General features: G+C 68.1%; 16 protein-coding genes. 7 read left to right on the plus strand and 9 right to left on the minus strand.

All coding sequences use genetic code 11. The features are described from left to right. Positions 1-14: 14 nt before the first annotated feature. The 4 genes from ttfA to G6N19_RS07335 all read right to left on the minus strand — a co-directional run bounded on the left by ttfA (position 15) and on the right by G6N19_RS07335 (position 5,886). Positions 15-917 (minus strand): trehalose monomycolate transport factor TtfA, encoded by a 903-nt coding sequence (ttfA, locus tag G6N19_RS07320; RefSeq protein WP_013827291.1) that lies wholly within the window; start codon positions 915-917, stop codon positions 15-17. Between the two features lie 404 nt (positions 918-1,321). Further along, a complete protein-coding gene (locus G6N19_RS07325) occupies positions 1,322-2,542 on the minus strand; it encodes a PecA family PE domain-processing aspartic protease (protein WP_013827289.1) in 1,221 nt (406 codons plus the stop codon). Positions 2,543-2,705: 163 nt separating this feature from the next. Next, entirely contained in the window at positions 2,706-5,252 is a 2,547-nt protein-coding gene (gene clpB, locus G6N19_RS07330) for an ATP-dependent chaperone ClpB (protein WP_013827288.1), read from the minus strand. 175 nt (positions 5,253-5,427) lie between these two features. Further along, positions 5,428-5,886, minus strand: coding sequence for a hypothetical protein (locus tag G6N19_RS07335; RefSeq protein ID WP_013827287.1), 459 nt, complete (start codon positions 5,884-5,886; stop codon positions 5,428-5,430). 185 nt (positions 5,887-6,071) lie between these two features. Between G6N19_RS07335 and G6N19_RS07340 the strand changes: the two genes are divergently transcribed. From G6N19_RS07340 to G6N19_RS07350, 3 genes are read left to right on the plus strand one after another with little or no spacing between them, the layout of a single operon-like run. After that, entirely contained in the window at positions 6,072-6,743 is a 672-nt protein-coding gene (locus G6N19_RS07340; protein WP_013827286.1) for a GAP family protein, read from the plus strand. Between the two features lie 35 nt (positions 6,744-6,778). Further along, complete coding sequence (locus G6N19_RS07345) at positions 6,779-7,948, plus strand: FAD-binding oxidoreductase (protein WP_013827285.1); 1,170 nt, start codon at positions 6,779-6,781, stop codon at positions 7,946-7,948. 2 nt (positions 7,949-7,950) lie between these two features. Further along, positions 7,951-8,853, plus strand: coding sequence for an aldose 1-epimerase (locus G6N19_RS07350; RefSeq protein ID WP_013827284.1), 903 nt, complete (start codon positions 7,951-7,953; stop codon positions 8,851-8,853). A 65-nt stretch (positions 8,854-8,918) separates the two neighbouring features. Here G6N19_RS07350 and G6N19_RS07355 read toward each other — a convergent pair whose 3' ends face one another. The 5 genes from G6N19_RS07355 to G6N19_RS07375 form a co-directional block, all read right to left on the minus strand. Further along, complete coding sequence (locus G6N19_RS07355) at positions 8,919-9,293, minus strand: heat shock protein transcriptional repressor HspR (RefSeq protein ID WP_013827283.1); 375 nt, start codon at positions 9,291-9,293, stop codon at positions 8,919-8,921. Further along, positions 9,290-10,492 carry a molecular chaperone DnaJ gene (gene dnaJ / locus G6N19_RS07360; RefSeq protein WP_083036476.1) on the minus strand — a complete coding sequence of 401 codons (1,203 nt, stop codon included), beginning with the start codon at positions 10,490-10,492 and terminating at the stop codon, positions 9,290-9,292. Before dnaJ ends, G6N19_RS07355 begins: the two co-directional genes overlap by 4 nt. A 23-nt stretch (positions 10,493-10,515) precedes the next feature. After that, entirely contained in the window at positions 10,516-11,145 is a 630-nt protein-coding gene (gene grpE / locus G6N19_RS07365; protein ID WP_013827281.1) for a nucleotide exchange factor GrpE, read from the minus strand. Then, entirely contained in the window at positions 11,142-12,989 is a 1,848-nt protein-coding gene (gene dnaK / locus G6N19_RS07370) for a molecular chaperone DnaK (RefSeq protein WP_013827280.1), read from the minus strand. Before dnaK ends, grpE begins: the two co-directional genes overlap by 4 nt. A gap of 148 nt (positions 12,990-13,137) precedes the next feature. Next, positions 13,138-14,439 (minus strand): cytochrome P450, encoded by a 1,302-nt coding sequence (locus tag G6N19_RS07375; RefSeq protein ID WP_041316800.1) that lies wholly within the window; start codon positions 14,437-14,439, stop codon positions 13,138-13,140. Positions 14,440-14,568: 129 nt separating this feature from the next. On the opposite strand from G6N19_RS07375, the gene G6N19_RS07380 reads away from it, so the two are divergent. The 4 genes from G6N19_RS07380 to G6N19_RS07395 all read left to right on the plus strand — a co-directional run bounded on the left by G6N19_RS07380 (position 14,569) and on the right by G6N19_RS07395 (position 17,670). Then, positions 14,569-16,050 carry an amino acid permease gene (locus tag G6N19_RS07380; protein WP_013827278.1) on the plus strand — a complete coding sequence of 494 codons (1,482 nt, stop codon included), beginning with the start codon at positions 14,569-14,571 and terminating at the stop codon, positions 16,048-16,050. 32 nt (positions 16,051-16,082) lie between these two features. Next, a complete protein-coding gene (locus G6N19_RS07385; RefSeq protein ID WP_013827277.1) occupies positions 16,083-16,265 on the plus strand; it encodes a hypothetical protein in 183 nt (60 codons plus the stop codon). 119 nt (positions 16,266-16,384) lie between these two features. Further along, positions 16,385-16,960 (plus strand): hypothetical protein, encoded by a 576-nt coding sequence (locus G6N19_RS07390; RefSeq protein WP_408632489.1) that lies wholly within the window; start codon positions 16,385-16,387, stop codon positions 16,958-16,960. 47 nt (positions 16,961-17,007) lie between these two features. Then, entirely contained in the window at positions 17,008-17,670 is a 663-nt protein-coding gene (locus G6N19_RS07395; protein ID WP_049792820.1) for a hypothetical protein, read from the plus strand. The last annotated feature ends 20 nt before the right edge of the window (positions 17,671-17,690 follow it).

Genomic DNA, 17,690 nt, shown 5'->3' on the forward strand with positions numbered 1-17,690 from the left:
AACGAAGCCGGACGTCAGCGCTGATAGTGCGCTGTCTGCCGGCCGTTGCGGCCCGCGCCCGGTGACGGGGCGTGCAGCATGCCCGACTGCTCGTCACGGGCGGCGCGGCGCCGCGACCGCGGCTCGGCGGCCGCGGCGGTATTGCCTGCCGGCGGCGCGGACGCCCGGGACGGCGACGACGCCTGATCGGCCGCGCTGTCCTCGGCGGAGTCCGCGGCACCACCCGAACCCAGCGGGCGGCTGGGTTGTCCGTTGCGTCGGCTCGCCGGCTTGGCTGCCCCGGTCGCCGCTTCGAACGGCTCGCGCCGCGGCGTCGGGGGCAGTACCCGCAGCAAGTCGTTGAACTGGCGCACGCTGCGCAGCCCCTCGTCCCACTGGGCGCGGGTGCTGGTGATGGGCATACTCACCAACGTCCAGTTCGCCTCGTTCCACATGATCTCCGCGCAGTCGGGGGCGGTGTGGGCGAAGGTGACCATCCGCCGGTCGCAGGCGCGCCGCGCCGCGTCGAGGTTGGTGGAGTAGACCATCCGCGGGCCGATCGCCCCGAGCAGCCAGATGTCGTTCTCGCGGGGCTCCTTGAGGCCTTTGAGCCGCACGTCGACGACGACGTTGGTGCTGACCTTGCGGTGCAGTGCGATCACCGTGGCGACTTCGTCCAGGTCGAAGATGTAGACGGCCTCGCCGCGGATCTGACCGAGCACCACGTTGCGGACGGGCGCATCGCCTGCCGTCGATATCACGCCGCGCTTCCAGCGCTGCAGGATTTCGGTGGACTCCAGTTCGAAGTCGAAGCCCTGGGAGCGGGCCCAGGATCTACGGCGCCGGCTGCGGCCGCGACGCTGGTCGAGGTCCACGTACAGCAAGACGCCCGCGCCGACGAAGCACAGCGCGGACAGCGTGAACCAGAGCGGGACCATTGCGCCTAGCGTATCTGTTGTCGGCCCGGAAGCGAGAACGCTTGCTGGTCACAACCGCATATCAGCACGATTCCAAGAGGTCAACGTCACACTTCGAGGGCGTTGGAGCCGCCGAAGATGGTGGTCCCGACACCGTTCGGACTGTATGAGATGTACCGCAACGTCTGACCGTCATCGGTGTAGACCCGCACCGTCGTTCGGTTCGGCAAGACTCCCAGTTGTGTCGGCGAGACGCCCGCCTCCGACCATGCTCCATCGGACTGCCGCCATCTCCTGAAACCTCCCCGCGCGAGGTCACAGACCGTTGCGTCCATGACGAATCGCGGTCAGCGAACCCACTCAAGGGCGCAGGGCACCAGAGGATCTGTCCAAGAAAAAACCAAAAAAACGGGTCCGTCGGGCGGTCAGCTTCCGGCCTGAATGAGGGTGCCACCAACGATGGTCTGGCCGCCGGGCACGCCGTAGTTGATGTAGACCGGCTGCTGGGCGAACAACCAGTTGCCGGTATTCATGCCACTGTTGGCGCCGACCACGACCGGGCTGCGCACCTCACCCGCCTGGGAGCCCACGATGTAGTTGTATAGCAGCGTGCCGTCCTTGGCGTAGACCGAGATCTCCGTCCCGTTGGGCAGGGTTCCGCTGGCTGTCGGGGTAACACCCGCGCCCGTCAACACCGAGGACGGCATGGTGCCGTAAACCCCGCCGGAGTCGATCACCGCCTTGACGTCGGTAAGCGGCCCGTCGTTGAGCTGCACCTTCAGGTCGGCCCAGGGCGACCCGGCAATGACGGTGCCATTCTCATACGGGTTGTCCCCGAAGATCAGCTGGCCGTTGGGCTGGTCGATCAGCACGCCGTTGCCCAGGGTGCCCGGCAGGTCGGCGGTCGGAATGTGGGCGGGAGTGGGTCCGAGTGCGTTGGGTCCGATGCCCAGGATGCCGGTGGAGGATTGGGCCAGGTAGTCGTAAATAGACCAGGCGCCGAAGGGGTTCAGGTCCGCCGGGAAGGCGAAGAGCACGGCATCCACCGTGGTGTCGGCGGTGACGGTGTCCCCGTCGACGCCGGTGAACGTGACGGTGGTGGGCAGCTCCACATAGAAGTAGTTCAGCGCTCCGCCGAACTGGCCGATGTTGAAGCCGGTGGGCAGGCCGGTGATGCCGAAGGGGTTGATATTCCAGATCGGCACGACCAGCCCGGCCGCACCGGTGTCGACCAGCACCTCTGTCTGCGCGCCGCCGCCGATCGAGACGTTGATCACCGGCTGGGTGGTCAGGTTGACATCCATCGGGACGGTGAAGCTCGACGGGAGGTCCGCAACCGGGGTGTCGGGGCCGTAGGCGACAGCGCTGCCCGGCAGATCGGAACCGAACAGCCACGGCGCGATGCTGTTGAGCGGGTTGTAGACGAGGTCCTGGTACCAGCCGTCGAACAGGGTGTCCAACGAGGCCAACGCGCTGCCCGGGTCGGTGTCGGCAGCAACGCCGGGGTCGACCATGCTGAAGGCGTCGATGATGGGCTGGAACAGGTCGTCCCAATCGGCCTGCGCCGCGGGCGCAGGGGCGCTGAGCACCAGGAACGCCCCGGCGGCGCTGACCGCCCCGACCAGGCGATGACCACGAACCGACATGACGAACCCTCCGAATTAACGACAGTATTGGAAAATACTGGACTTTCTCAGTAACCGTTAGGCTAACCGATCACCTTCGTCATCGCATCCCGGAAGATCCACTCGAAATAGACACAGGTCCCCCGAACCCGGTTCGGGGGACCTCTGCCTTTCGGTGTCGTTGTCAGCCCAGGATCAGCGCGTCGCCGTCGGGACTGATGTTGACGGGCACGGTGTCACCATCGTGCACCTCGCCGGCCAGCAGCAGCTTGGCCAACTGGTCGCCGATGGCCTGCTGGATCAACCGGCGCAGCGGCCGGGCACCGTAGATCGGGTCGAACCCGCGCTCGGCCAGCCACTTCTTGGCCGGCAACGACACCTCGAGTGCCAGCCGGCGCTGCGCCAACCGCTTGTCGAGCTGTTCGAGCTGAATGTCGACGATCCGGACCAGTTCCTCGGGGTTGAGGCCCTCGAAGATCAGCACGTCGTCGAGCCGGTTGATGAACTCCGGCTTGAACGCCGCCCGTACCGCCGCCATCACCTCCTCGTCGGTGCCACCCGATCCCAGGTTGGAGGTCAGGATCAGGATGGTGTTGCGGAAGTCGACGGTGCGGCCCTGCCCGTCGGTGAGCCGGCCCTCGTCGAGGACCTGCAGCAGCACGTCGAACACGTCCGGGTGCGCCTTCTCCACCTCGTCGAAGAGCACCACCGTGTAGGGCCGGCGGCGCACCGCCTCGGTCAGCTGACCGCCCTGGTCGTAGCCGATGTAGCCGGGGGGCGCCCCGACCAGCCGTGCCACCGAGTGCTTCTCGCCGTACTCGCTCATGTCGATGCGGACCATGGCCCGCTCGTCGTCGAAGAGGAAGTCGGCCAGCGCCTTGGCCAGCTCGGTCTTGCCGACGCCGGTGGGGCCCAGGAACAGGAACGAACCGGTCGGCCGGTTGGGGTCGGCGACCCCGGCCCGGCTGCGCCGCACCGCGTCGGAGACCGCTTGCACCGGCTTGCGCTGCCCGACGACCCGCTTGGCGAGTTCGTCTTCCATCCGCAGCAGCTTGGCGGTCTCGCCTTCCAGCAACCGCCCGGCCGGGATACCGGTCCAGGCGCTCACCACGTCGGCGATGTCGTCAGGACCGACTTCCTCCTTGAGCATCACCTGCTCACGGGCCTCGGCCTTCGGCAGCGCCGCCTCCAGCTTCTTCTCCACCTCGGGGATGCGCCCGTAGCGCAGTTCGGCCGCCTTGGCCAGGTCGCCGTCGCGTTCGGCGCGGTCGGACTCACCGCGCAGGGTTTCCAGCTGCTCCTTGAGCTCGCGGACGACGTCGATGGCGTTCTTCTCGTTGTGCCACCTGGCGGTCAGCTCGGCCAGTTTCTCCTTGTAGTCGGCCAATTCGGCACGCAGCTTCTCCAGCCGGTCCGCCGACGCGTCGTCTTCTTCTTTGCTCAGCGCCATCTCTTCGATCTCGAGCCGACGCACCAGCCGCTCGACCTCGTCGATCTCGACGGGTCGGGAGTCGATCTCCATCCGCAGCCGGGAGGCGGCCTCGTCGACCAGGTCGATGGCCTTGTCCGGCAGGAAACGCGCGGTGATGTAGCGGTCGGAGAGGGTGGCCGCCGCCACCAGCGCCGAGTCGGTGATCCGCACACCGTGGTGCACCTCGTAGCGCTCCTTGAGCCCGCGCAAGATGCCGATGGTGTCCTCGGCCGACGGTTCGCCGACGTAGACCTGCTGGAAGCGGCGCTCCAGCGCGGCGTCCTTCTCGATGTACTTGCGGTACTCCTCCAGCGTGGTCGCGCCGACCAGCCGCAGCTCGCCGCGGGCCAGCATCGGCTTGATCATGTTGCCGGCATCCATGGCACCCTCGCCGGTGGCGCCCGCGCCGACGATGGTGTGCAGCTCGTCGATGAAGGTGATGACCTGCCCGGCAGCGTTCTTGATCTCGTCCAGGACGGCCTTGAGCCGTTCCTCGAACTCGCCGCGGTACTTGGCGCCGGCCACCATCGAACCCAGATCCAGCGAGACCACGGTCTTGTCGCGCAGGCTCTCGGGGACGTCGCCGGCCACGATGCGCTGGGCCAGCCCCTCGACGATCGCGGTCTTGCCGACGCCCGGCTCACCGATGAGCACCGGGTTGTTCTTGGTGCGCCGAGACAACACTTGCACCACCCGGCGGATCTCGGTGTCGCGTCCGATCACCGGGTCGAGCTTGCCCTCGCGAGCCCGGGCGGTCAGGTCGGTGGAGTACTTCTCCAGCGCCTGGTAGCTGGCCTCGGGGTCGGGGTTGGTGACCCGGGCGCTGCCCCGCACCTTCACGAAACCGTCCCGCAGCGCCTGCGGGGACGCGCCGTGACCGGTCAGTACCTTGGCGACGTCGGAGTCGCCGGTGGCCAGGCCCACCATCAGGTGCTCGGTGGAGACGTACTCGTCATCGAGTTCGGTGGCCAGCTGCTGGGCGACGGTGATCGCGGCCAGGGATTCGCGGGACAGCTGCGGCTGCGCGCTGGCACCGCTGGCCTGCGGCAACCGGTCCAGCAGGTGCTGGTTCTCGGTGCGGATCGTCGCCGGGTTCACACCGACCGCCTCCAGCAGCGGCACGGCGATCCCGTCATTCTGGGTCAGCAGGGCCTGCAGCAGATGTGCCGGCCGGATTTCGGGGTTGCCGGCAGCGGTCGCCGCCTGCAGCGCCGCGGTCAGCGCCGCCTGCGTCTTGGTGGTCGGGTTGAACGAGTCCACGACACCTCCATATCGGGGTCAGAGCGGGCCTGGGAAGGCTCGCCAAAAATGCTTGTCGTGTTGTCCAACGTCGTCAAGGTTGAGTCTGTTCCGCTCAACCCTAATTTGGTCGGTTTGCGCTGCGGCGCTCAGGACAGCCGGTGGGGCGGCGGGACCGTGGCAGCGGCAATCGACCTCACTGACCCTGGACCGGGTCGATGGGCGGCTCCCGGTGAGCCGCGCCGACCTCGGCGCCTACGCCACCCGCCTCGTGCTCGCAGGCCTGGGCTGACCGGCGCGTCCAGAAATAGAGGCCGATCCAGACGCCGTAGCCGATGGCCATACCGGCATACATCACGGCGGGATCGGTCTGACCGTGAACGCTGAGGTACAACACGACCCCGGCCAACAGCGCGGGCAGCACCGCCGCGCGTCGCCTCATCGCGAATGCGCCGGCGACCAGCGCGATCGACGCGATCAGCAGCGCCGGGCTGACCCGGTGCAACAGGTCGAGCAGGGCGCCCCGAGACTCACCGGCGCCGTGCGCCGCATGGCCCATGCCTGCGGCCCCGGATGCGCCGACCCCGAGTGCCACCAGGATCGCCGGCAGGCAGCACCCCAGCGTGCAGGCCAGTGCGGCGATAACGCCCGCCACCCCGAACCGGCGACTCGTCGCCGAGTCGGGCCGGCGCCGATCAGGACATTGCGGCCTGGGTGGCATATCCGCCTTCCGTCGAAGTATTGCTGCGAACCTATACCCGGTAGGGGTATATAGCAAGTGTCGGGCGGTTCGCCGCCGTCGTGGGCGATGCCCGTCGGCCGAACGGCTACGGTGCTGCCATGACGTCCGGCCTGGGTTCGTTGTTGACCACGTTGATTCCGCTCGCGCTGGTGGTGGCGCTCTCCCCGATCACCGTCATCCCCGCGGTGCTGGTGCTGCACACCGCTCGCCCGCGCGAGACCGGGCTGTCATTCCTCACCGGCTGGCTGGCCGGGCTCGCCGCCCTCACCGCGGCCTTCGTCGCCGCATCCGGCCTGCTGGGCGGCCTGAACAGCACACCGCCGACCTGGGCGTCGTGGCTGCGGATCGTGGTCGGCGTGGCGCTGATCGCCTTCGGCGGCTACCGCTGGGCGACCCGGCACCGGCACGGCGAAATGCCGGGTTGGATGCGCTCATTCACCTCCATGACCGCGCCCCGGGCCGGGCTGACGGCCGTGGCACTGGCGGTGATCCGGCCCGAGGTGCTGTTCATGTGCGCGGCCGCCGGCCTGGCCATCGGCAGCGCCGGGCTGACGGCCATGGGCAACTGGCAGGCGGCCGCGCTCTTCGTGGCCGTGGCCGCATCCACGGTCGTGGTCCCGATCGTGGGCTACCTGGCAGCAAGCGACCGCTTCGATCCGGCACTCAACCGGCTCAAGGACTGGATGGAGCAGCAACACGCCGCGCTACTCGCGGTCATCCTGGTCCTCATCGGTGCGATGGTGACCTACAACGGAATTCACGTGCTCTAGCCGCTATCACCGCTGGTCAGCATAAGATCGCGGCCGTGGGCCTAGACGACCGTGACGCACTGCAGGCGCTGCGCAACGCGTTCGCCGTCGCCGACGGCGGCGGCGACAGCTTCGTCGGCCGCCTGTTCACCCGCTGGTTCGGCACCGACCCGTCGGCTCGAGACCTCTTCCCCGCCGACCTGACCGCCATCCGCGTCGCCTTTGCCCAGGCGATGAACTGGGTGTACGGCGAACTCGTCGCCCAGCGCGCCCAGGAGCCGGTCGCATTTCTGGCGCAACTCGGCCGAGATCACCGTAAATACGGTGTGACGCAACACCATTACGGCACCATGGGGCGCGTGCTCTACGCCGCCCTGCGCGACGAGCTGGCCGAGGACTGGACCGCCGCGGTCGAGGACGCCGCCCGCGAGTCCCTGAATCTGATCATCGGGGTGATGGGCGGTGCCGCCGACGCCGAAGACGGCCCGGCCTGGTGGGACGGCACCGTCGTCGAACAGCTGCGGGTCTCGCGGGACCTCGCCGTCGTCCGGATTCAGTTGGACCGCCCGCTGCCCTACCATCCGGGCCAGTACGTCAAAGTCGAGGTGCCGCAGTGCCCGCGCTCGTGGCGGTACTTCTCGCCCGCCATCCCGGCCGACGAGACCGGTGCGATCGAATTCCACGTGCGCGGGGTCCCCGGCGGCCTGGTCAGCCCCGCGATCGTCAACGAGACCCGGCCCGGTGACCGTTGGCGGCTGTCCAGCCCGCACGGCGGCCTGCACGTCGACCGAGATGGGGGTGACGTGCTGATGATCGCCGGCAGCACCGGCCTGGCACCGCTGCGGGCGATCATCATGGATCTGACCCGATGGGGCGTCAATCCGCGCGTGCACCTGTTCTTCGGTGGGCGGTACCCGTGCGAGCTCTACGACCTGCCCACACTGTGGCAGGTCGCTGCGCACAACCCGTGGCTGTCGGTGACCCCCGTGTCGGAGTACGCGCGCGACCCCGACTGGGCCGCCGACTACCCCGATGTGACCCCGCCGCGGGGCCTGCATGTGCGGCAGACCGGACGGCTGGCCGAGGTGGTCACCCGCTACGGCAGCTGGAGCGATCGCCAGATCCTGATCTGCGGCGGCTCGGAGATGACCCGAGCTACCGCGGCCGCACTGATCACCAAAGGTGCCCCTGCGCAACGTATTCAACACGACCCGCTATCGGAGTGAACGTGCCCCGGTTCCAGGACTGCACCCTTCGCGATCCGTCGTCGGAGCTGACGGCGACATTCGTCCCGAGCGCCGGCATGATCGGCACCTCACTGTCCGACGGCGGCGTGGAGCTACTGGGCCTTCGTCGGGGCTTGCAGGCTTACGTTGCCGAGCACAAGACCATGGGCATCCCACTGTTGTATCCGTGGGCAAACCGGTTGAGCAGCAACAGATACCGTGTCGGCGACACCGAGGTCACGCTCACCCCGGGATCTGGCGGAGTGCACACCGACGCCCATGGCGCTCCGATTCACGGCACACTCGCCGGCGACCCCGGCTGGCAGGTGACCGAACAGTCGGCGTCGATGGTGACCGCCGAGCTCGACTTCGGTTCGCGGCCCGACCTGTTGGCTTCCTTCCCGTTTCCGCATCTGCTGAGGTTGGCCGTCCGGATCGCCGACCGCACGCTGACGGTGCGCACGAGGGTCACCGCCACCACCGAGGCGGCGGTGCCGCTGTGCTTCGGGTTCCACCCGTATCTACAGCTGCCCGGCGTGCCCCGGGAGCAGTGGTGCATCGACACGCCGCCGATGCGTTCGCGGATCGTCGATGCCCGCGGTATCCCCACCGGGGCAACCGCGCCCTACCCGTCGGCGACCGAGTTGTTGGGCGAGAAGGTGTTTGATGACGGCTTCGACGACGTGGCCCCCGGCGCGGTGTTCGCGCTGTCCGGCGGTGGCCGACGCATCGAGGTGCACTTCGACACGGGCTATCCGGCGGCACAGATCTACGCGCCGGCCACCGAGGACGTGATCTGCTTCGAACCGATGGCCGCACCGACTGACGCGCTGCGCCGCGGCGGCTACCCGGTGGCACGGTTGGGAACGCCCGGCGTGGCCCAGTTCTCAATCTATGTCCGTTGACGCTGCGCCTACGGCGCAAAAGTGCGAGTAGGGCACGCCGTGAGCGCAGACTCAACGAGACGAGATCAACTACGCGGCTTCCACACCACCACGGCGGTGCTTTTGGGCACCACCGCGATCTCGCGGCGCTGGTTGGCGCGCAACATCTCCAGCTCGGCCGCCATCTCCTTGACCCGCGACTGCAGCGCCTCGACCTGGTTGGTCAACTCGATGATCCGCTTGATACCGGCCAGGTTGACGCCCTCGTCGTGCGAGAGCCGCTGCACCTCACGCAGCAGGTCGACATCGCGCTCGGAGTAGCGGCGCCCGCCGCCGGAGCTGCGGCGCGGACTGACCAGACCGATCCGGTCATAGGTCCGCAGCGTCTGCGCGTGCATACCGGCGAGCTCGGCGGCCACCGAGATCAGGAAGGTGCGGGAGTTCTTCTCGGACTTACTCATGATCGGTTACCCGCCCATCCGGCCCGCGGGTCGAATCCGCTGGACCGCTCCGCGGCCGCGTACGCCTCCAGCGCGTCCTGGGCGTGGCCCTCCAGGTTCGGCGGGACCGCGACCTTCACCGTGACCAGCAGGTCGCCATTGCCGCCACCACGCTTGGGAACGCCGCGTCCGCGCACTCGCAGGATCCGACCGTCGGCGGTGCCCTTCGGCACCCGCACGCCGACCTTGCCGTCCAGCGTCGGCACCGAAAGCGTGGTACCCAAGGCGAGTTCGGAGAAGCTGACCGGGATGGTGACTGTCAGGTCGTCGCCGTCGCGTCCGAAGACCTTGTCCGGACGCACCCGCACCGTCACGTACAGATCGCCGGACGGCGCACCGCGCAGCCCCGCCTCGCCCTGGCCGGCCAGCCGAATCCGTTGGCCGTCTTCGACACCCGGCGGAATGCGCACGTTGATGGTGCGGGTGCGGGCCGCCCGCCCGGTTCCCCTGCATTCCGAGCACGGGTGCTCGATGATCGACCCGCTACCGCGGCAGTCGGTACACGGCTCAGAGAATCCGAACGCACCCTGGTTGCTGTTGATGACGCCGGATCCGTTGCAGGACGAGCACACTCGCGGGCTGGTACCCGGTCGCGCGCCACTGCCGTGACAGTTGGTGCACGGTGCCGCGCTGGTCAGCCGCAACGGCATCTCGACGCCCTTGGTCGCCTCCAGGAAGCTCAGTTCGGAGTCGGTCTCCAGGTCGTTGCCGCGCCGCGGCCGGCTGGGCCGCTGCTGTGCACCGCGGCCGAACAAGCCCCCGAAGAGATCGCCGATGTTGGCGCCGCCGGTCTGACCGGCGGCGCCGAACAGGTCGTTGAGGTTGAACTCGCTACCGTCGCCGCCGGTGCTGAACCGATCGAAGTTGCCGCCGCCGCCGCCGAAGCCACCGCCGCCGTTGAAGCGCCGTCCGAACCCGCCACCGGCGAACAGCCGGCGGGTCTCGTCGTACTCTTTGCGCTTGGCCGGATCGGTGAGCACTTCCTTGGCCTCGGACACCGCCTTGTAGCGATCTTCGGCCGCCTTGTTACCGGGGTTGCGGTCCGGATGATTCTCGGCGAGCAACCGGCGGGCCGCCCGCTTGACGTCCTCGGCACTGGCGTCGGAGGAGACGCCCAGCTCTTTGTAGAAGTCCTTCTCGACCCATTCACGCTGAGCCATGACGCGTCACCTCCTCACCTGGATCAATTCTCGTCGCCGCCGTCTTCGTCGTCGGCGTCGGCCCCGCTGCTGCCCTGGTCACCGTCCGGGACGGTGTCGACCACGCCGACCATGGCGTGGCGCAGCACCTGCTCACCGAGCTTGTAACCCTGCCGCAGCACGGTGCCGATCACCGAATGGCTTCCGTCGCCCTCATGCTGGACGGCCTCGTGCAGCAGCGGATCGAACTCGTCGCCCTCGACGCCGAACGCTGCCAATCCCAGCCCGTCGAGCACACTGGTCAGCTTGTCGCCCAATGCCTTCAGTGGCCCCGCCTCGAGGTCGCCGTGGCTGCGGGCACGGTCCAGGTCGTCGAGGATCGGCAGCAGCTCGGTCACCACCGAGGCCTTGGCCCGGTCCGCGACGCCCTGCTGGTCGCGCAAGGCCCGCTTGCGGTAGTTCGCGAAGTCGGCCTGTACCCGCTGCAGGTCAGCGGTCAGCTCCGCAACCTGGTCGACCTCGCCACCATCGACGACCGGATCCGCCGGTGCCGGCTCGCTTGGAGCCGGTCCGGCAGAACCCGCCCGCACCTCACCGGTTTCCGGGTCGATGCGGCGCTTGTCGGTCACGGTGATCTTCTCCGGGGCCGGCTCGCGTGAATCGCCTTCGCTCACTTGGTGTCTCCATCATCGACCACTTCGGCGTCGACGACATCGTCGTCACCGCCGGACGCTGCACCGGCGTCAGCGGCCTGCTCGGCCTGGGTGGCCTCGTAGATCGCCTGGCCGAGCGCCTGCGATTCGACGCCCAACTTCTCCATCGCCGACTTGATGGCTCCGATGTCGGTGCCCTCCAGCGCCTTCTTGGCCTCACCGATGGCGGCGTCGACCTTGCCCAGGGTGTCCTCGGGGACCTTGGAGCCGCCCTCGGCGTCGCGCTGTTCGGTGACGAACTTCTCGGTCTGGTAGACCAGCGACTCGGCCTGGTTGCGCACGTCGGCCTCTTCGCGACGCTTGCGGTCCTCGTCGGCGTGCGCCTCGGCGTCCTTGATCATCCGGTCGATCTCCTCCTGGGACAGGCCGGAGCCCTCCTGGATCTTGATCGTGTTCTCCTTGCCGGTGCCCTTGTCCTTGGCGGTGACGTGCACGATGCCGTTGGCGTCGATGTCGAAGGTGACCTCGATCTGCGGGACACCGCGCGGGGCCGGCGGGATACCGGTCAGCTCGAAGGAGCCGAGCAGCTTGTTGTGCGAGGCGATCTCGCGCTCACCCTGGAAGACCTGGATCTGCACCGACGGCTGGTTGTCGTCGGCGGTGGTGAAGGTCTCACTCCGCTTGGTCGGGATCGTGGTGTTGCGCTCGATCAGCTTGGTCATCACGCCGCCCTTGGTCTCGATGCCAAGCGACAGCGGGGTGACGTCAAGCAGCAGAACGTCTTTCACCTCACCTTTGAGCACGCCGGCCTGCAGCGCGGCACCCACGGCGACAACCTCGTCGGGGTTGACGCCCTTGTTGGGCTCCTGGCCGCCGGTCAGCTCCTTGACCAGGTCGGTCACCGCGGGCATCCGGGTGGAACCACCCACCAGCACCACGTGGTCGATCTCCGACACCGAGATACCGGCGTCTTTGATCACCGACTGGAACGGCTTGCGGGCACGGTCCAGCAGATCCTGGGTGATCTTCTGGAACTCCGAGCGGGTGAGCTGCTCGTCGAGGAACAGCGGGTTCTTGTCGGCGTCGACGGTGATGTAGGGCAGGTTGATCGAGGTGCTCTGCGAGCTCGACAGCTCGATCTTGGCCTTCTCGGCCGCCTCCCGCAGCCGCTGCATCGCCATCTTGTCCTTGGTCAGGTCGATACCCGACGTGGCCTTGAACTTGTCGACCAACCACTCCACGACGCGGTCGTCCCAGTCGTCGCCACCGAGGTGGTTGTCGCCGGAGGTGGCCCGCACCTCGACCACGCCCTCGCCGATCTCCAGCAGCGAGACGTCGAAGGTGCCGCCACCGAGGTCGAAGACCAGGATGGTCTGTTCCTTGTGGCCCTTGTCGAGCCCGTAGGCCAACGCGGCCGCGGTGGGCTCGTTGACGATGCGCAGTACGTTCAGGCCGGCGATCTGGCCGGCTTCCTTGGTGGACTGGCGCTGGGCGTCGTTGAAGTAGGCGGGCACGGTGATGACCGCATCGGTGATGTCCTCACCGAGGTAGGCCTCCGCGTCGCGCTTGAGCTTCATCAACACCCGGGCGCTGATCTCCTGCGCGGTGTAGTCCTTGCCGTCGATCTCGACTTTCCAGTCGGTGCCCATGTGGCGCTTGACCGAGCGGATGGTGCGGTCGACGTTGGTGACCGCCTGGTTCTTGGCGGGCTGGCCGACCAGCACCTCACCGTTGCGGGCGAACGCGACAACCGACGGGGTGGTGCGCGAGCCCTCCGAGTTTGCTACGACGACAGGATCGCCGCCCTCCAGCACCGAGACGCAAGAGTTGGTGGTCCCGAGGTCGATTCCGACCGCACGAGCCATTGTGGTTCCTCCCTGATAGACGATTCCCTAGTCTGAGCGGACTGCGCTCAAGGATGCGCTTACCGCCGCCCCGCTGTCAACTCAGACTTGAGTGGTATTGACTCAACTTGTCGATGTGGTCAACGGGTGGGGTACCCGGTTTGTTCCCCTAGGCGGTCGCCGGGCGCGCCGAGGCGCCCGTCGTGGCCGGTATACAGCGGAAACCGTGCAACGTGGCCAACCCCCGCGGTACCGGAGCGCCGGCGAGCGCCAGGTCGGGAAATCGCTCGAACAGCGCGCGCAGGGCGATGGCGGCTTCCATGCGGGCCAGGTTGGCCCCGAGGCAGGCGTGGATTCCGCTGCTGAAGGACAGGTGATCTTTGGCGTTGACCCTGGTGATGTCGAACCGGCCGGGGTCCTCGAACACGTCGGGGTCGTGGTTGGCACCGCCCAGCAGCAGCGCAACCGTTTCGCCGGCGGCGAGGCGGTGCCCGTCGAGCTCCAGGTCGCAGAGCGGATTGCGTGACGTCATCTGCACCGGGCTGTCGAAGCGCAACACCTCCTCGACCGCGCCCGGCCACAACTCGGGATCCTCACGCAGCATCGCCAACTGGTCTCGGTGACGCAGCAACAGCACGATCGCGTTGCCGATGAGATTGACGGTGGTCTCGAATCCCGCGCCGACGACCAACAACGCCGTCACGCCCAGTTCGCGTCGATCAAGATCCCCGTCGCGGATCACCTGGCTGAAGATGTCGTCGCCGGGCTGGTCACGCAACCGTTCGACGTGGTCGCCGAAATCGCGGTCGCTTTCCCGCAGCGATTGCATGGCGTGCCGAAATATCTTCCAGGACACGCCGATATCGAGCAGCGGTGCACCGCGGTCACCCCGGTCCAGCAGCTGCGGCCGCATTTCCTCGGGGATGCCGAGGATCTCGGCGATGATCCGCGCCGGCAACGGACCCGCGAAGTCGGCGATCAGGTCCGGCTGCGATGCGGATTCCAAACGGTCGAGCAGGTCGTCGGTGATCTCGACGATCCGGGTACGCAGTTTTTCGATCGCACGAGGCGTGAACGCGCGCACCACGGCGCGCCGGTAGCGCGTGTGATCGGGCGGATCGACCATGAGCATCGAGGGTGGTTCGGCCGGATTCGGCAGCCGCGGATCCGTTCGGCTGATCAACCAGCGAACCGGTCTGGGCAGGTTCATGTTGGCGGGGTTGCTCACTCCGAACCGGTCGTCGCGCAGGATCGTTCGGCATAGCCCGTGGTCGGCGGTGACCGAGACGAATGGCGTGCGAGTCAGGCTTCCGGCCGCACGAATCTGCTCGATCAACGGCTCGGGCTCACCGCCGCGCATCGGGCCGACGAGTAGCCGTGCCAGGGGCTCGTCACGGCGCGCCTGCACAGCCAGGAACGCCCGCGGAAGCCCGTGCAGCAACGCCCACCGAAGCCAGCTGCCTGGCCACATGATCGACCTCCCGCCAGCCGGGCCCGCCGCTTGACCTGCCGACACTCCGAGGCTACCGGGTCGCGTCCCCTGGGCAGCGGTGCTCGCCGTAGCCGCCTGCGACCAGCCCGGTGAGTTACCCTCGCACCGATGTCTACGGTCCCCGACCCTCACCTGGCCCCGCCGGCCGCGCTGGCCCGCGAAGACGAGGGCTATCACAAGGATCTCCACCCTCGTCAGGTGCAGATGATCGCCATCGGCGGGGCGATCGGCACCGGGCTGTTCCTGGGGGCCGGCCGGCGCCTGCACGAGGCCGGCCCCGCCCTGTTCCTGGTCTACGGAATCTGCGGCATCTTCGTGTTCTTCATCCTGCGGGCGCTCGGCGAACTGGTGGTGCACCGCCCCACCTCGGGGTCGTTCGTGTCGTATGCCCGCGAATTCTTCGGGGAGAAAACAGCATTCGTCGCCGGCTGGCTGTACTTCCTCAACTGGTCGATGACCGGGATCGTCGATACCACCGCGATCGCGACGTACTTCCACTACTGGGGCGTGTTCCACGTCGTTCCACAGTGGGTGCTGGCACTGATCGCACTGGTGTCGGTGGTGTCGATGAACCTGATCTCGGTGAAGCTCTTCGGCGAGCTGGAGTTCTGGGCCGCGCTGATCAAGGTGGTGGCCCTGGTGACCTTCCTGATCGTCGGGACCGTCTTTCTGGGCGGCCGCTTTCAGGTCGACGGCCAGTCCACCGGCCTGCACCTATGGGTCGACAACGGCGGGTTCCTGCCGACCGGACTACTGCCCCTGGTGCTGGTCACCTCCGGTGTGGTGTTCTCCTACGCCGCGGTCGAACTGGTCGGCACCGCCGCCGGTGAGACCGCCGAGCCGGAGAAGATCATGCCGCGGGCGATCAACTCGGTGGTGGCCCGGATCGCGATCTTCTACGTCGGCTCGGTGGTACTGCTGGCGCTGCTGCTGCCCTACACCGCCTACAAGCACGGCGAGAGCCCGTTCGTGACGTTCTTCGCCAAGATCGGGTTCAACGGTGCCGGCGGCCTGATGAACCTGGTGGTGCTCACCGCGGCGTTCTCCAGCCTCAACGCGGGCCTGTATTCCACCGGGCGGATCCTGCGATCGATGGCCGTCAACGGCAGCGGTCCCAAGTTCACCGCACCGCTGTCCGGAAACGGTGTGCCCTACGGGGGCATCCTGCTGACCGGCGCGATCGGCCTGTTTGGGGTCGCGCTGAACGCCGTCGTGCCGGAGCATGCCTTCGAGATCGTGCTCAACATCGCCGCCTTGGGCGTGATCACGGCATGGGCGACGATCGTCGCCTGCCAGCTGCGGTTCTTCTCGTTGACCAAGCGAAGCGATCTGCAGCGGCCGGCCTTCCGGATGCCACTGGCGCCCTACAGCGGCTACGTCACGCTGGCCTTCCTGGCCGCCGTGGTGGTGCTGATGATGTTCGACCCCGAATACGGCGTCTGGATCCGTACCGCGGTGCTGGTCGGCGGACCGGGCCTGGTAGCCGGCTGGTACCTGGTGCGTAACCGGGTGACGGCCGCGGCCGTGCCCCCCACCGACACCGGCGAGCAACCGCCTGCGGTGGCCGCGCAAGCCGAAGCGGACGAGTAGGACGAGCAGGACGAGTAGGAGGCCGAAACCACATGCCCGGCAACCGGTACGCAGCCAAGCCTCCGCTGTACGGGATGGTGCTGGTCTTCTGCGCCATTGCGATCGTCGCCGTCACGGCCTACCTGCACGGGGGCTGGTGGTCGGTGCTCGGCTACGCGTTCGCTGCGATCACGGCGGTCGCCGGGGGCGTGTTGGCATTCCGGGATTTCTCGTAGGCGGATTTCTCGCAGCCGGCGACCCGTCGGTGCCCGACGGTCGGAACCGCGCGTCACTGCAGCCACTCACGTCACAGGGTGCGTAGGCTGTGGCCCAATCGATGTCGGCGGGGGAGTGCGTGCGGGTACCGGATCAGGCGAGAACCAAGGCGTTCAGCCGGCAACTGGTGCTGGCGGCCGCGCTGCTGGTGGCCGGCTGCAGTACCACCGTCGACGGCAACCCGACCGCGGCGCCCGGCGGCAGCGGGCCACCGGAGCCGTCGTTGCGGACACCCCGCCCCACCACCGCCCCGCCGAGCACCTCGACGCCCGCCGCGCCGCCGTCGTCGAGCACCCCGGGCAAGCCCGGCGACGCCATCGCCCTACCGCCGGACGAGAACGGTTACGTCTTCATCGAGACGAAGTCCGGGCGGACCCGGTGCCAGATCTCGACACGGCAGGTCGACTGCGAAGCCGAGTTCACCAACAGCCCGCTCAAGGGCGGTGAGCATGCCAACGGTGTCAGCGTCAGTTCCGACGGCACCGTGCAGTGGGTGCTCGGCAACCTCGGCGACATCCCGGTCGTCACCATCGACTACCTGACCTACCAGGCCGAGGGCTGGAAGATCGACGCCGACGTCGAGGGCACCCGATTCACCAACGACCGCACCGGTCACGGCATGTTCGTCAGCATCGACAACGTCGAGACGTTCTGACCTCTGGCCCAGCTCAGCAGCCACCGCTTTCCGTTACGATCGCTGGAATGGCGCGCTTCGGATCTTCACACGGCTCCGGCACACCCGGGGACGACCCAACCCGATCCACCCAGTACGGGCAACGCGGGCCGCAGCCGCCCGGCCCCCAGCCGGCGCCGTTCGGCCCCGCCGGCCCCAGGCATCACCCCGGCGACCCGGGATACCAGCCCGGCAATGCGCCGACCCAGTACAACCCCGCCTACAACCCGTTCGAACAGCAGCTTCCCGGCGATCCGGACACCGAGGACTTCGCCGCGTGGGCGCCCACCCCCTGGTTTCGCCGACGGTCGGTGCTGACCGCCTGGTTCGGGCTCATTCTGCTGATGCTCGCGTTGGTGATCTGGGGCATCGTCCAGCTGACCAGCCGCGGCCCCGGGGACGGCGGTACCGCGCCGGCGAGCAGCTCGTCGAGCACCACCGCCGGCACGACGAGTCCGACCAGCACGACAAGTCCGACCAGCACCCCGCCGAGCGCTTCGAGCACCACCGCCGCGCCGCCCCCGCCTCGGCAGGCGCCACCCCAACAATCCCCGCCGCGGCAACCCCCGGCGCCCAGCGAGACGCATCGCCACCGGCCGCGCCTGCCGTCGCTGCCGTCGGTGATCACCATCCCGCCGGTGCCCAAGGTTCCCGAGCTGCCGACGGTGATCACCATCCCGCCGTACCGGTAGGCCGGCTCGGTACTCTCGCC

The organism is Mycobacterium novum (assembly GCF_010726505.1).
GTDB lineage: Bacteria > Actinomycetota > Actinomycetes > Mycobacteriales > Mycobacteriaceae > Mycobacterium > Mycobacterium algericum.

Coding starts and splice junctions, on each gene's coding strand:
- G6N19_RS07385 (WP_013827277.1), top strand. CDS start 16,083: ATGCCCGGCAACCGGTACGCAGCCAAGCCTCCGCTGTACGGGATGGTG.
- dnaK (WP_013827280.1), bottom strand. CDS start 12,989: ATGGCTCGTGCGGTCGGAATCGACCTCGGGACCACCAACTCTTGCGTC.
- G6N19_RS07355 (WP_013827283.1), bottom strand. CDS start 9,293: ATGAGTAAGTCCGAGAAGAACTCCCGCACCTTCCTGATCTCGGTGGCC.
- ttfA (WP_013827291.1), bottom strand. CDS start 917: ATGGTCCCGCTCTGGTTCACGCTGTCCGCGCTGTGCTTCGTCGGCGCG.
- G6N19_RS07340 (WP_013827286.1), top strand. CDS start 6,072: ATGACGTCCGGCCTGGGTTCGTTGTTGACCACGTTGATTCCGCTCGCG.
- G6N19_RS07375 (WP_041316800.1), bottom strand. CDS start 14,439: ATGTGGCCAGGCAGCTGGCTTCGGTGGGCGTTGCTGCACGGGCTTCCG.
- G6N19_RS07395 (WP_049792820.1), top strand. CDS start 17,008: ATGGCGCGCTTCGGATCTTCACACGGCTCCGGCACACCCGGGGACGAC.
- G6N19_RS07380 (WP_013827278.1), top strand. CDS start 14,569: ATGTCTACGGTCCCCGACCCTCACCTGGCCCCGCCGGCCGCGCTGGCC.
- G6N19_RS07325 (WP_013827289.1), bottom strand. CDS start 2,542: ATGTCGGTTCGTGGTCATCGCCTGGTCGGGGCGGTCAGCGCCGCCGGG.
- dnaJ (WP_083036476.1), bottom strand. CDS start 10,492: ATGGCTCAGCGTGAATGGGTCGAGAAGGACTTCTACAAAGAGCTGGGC.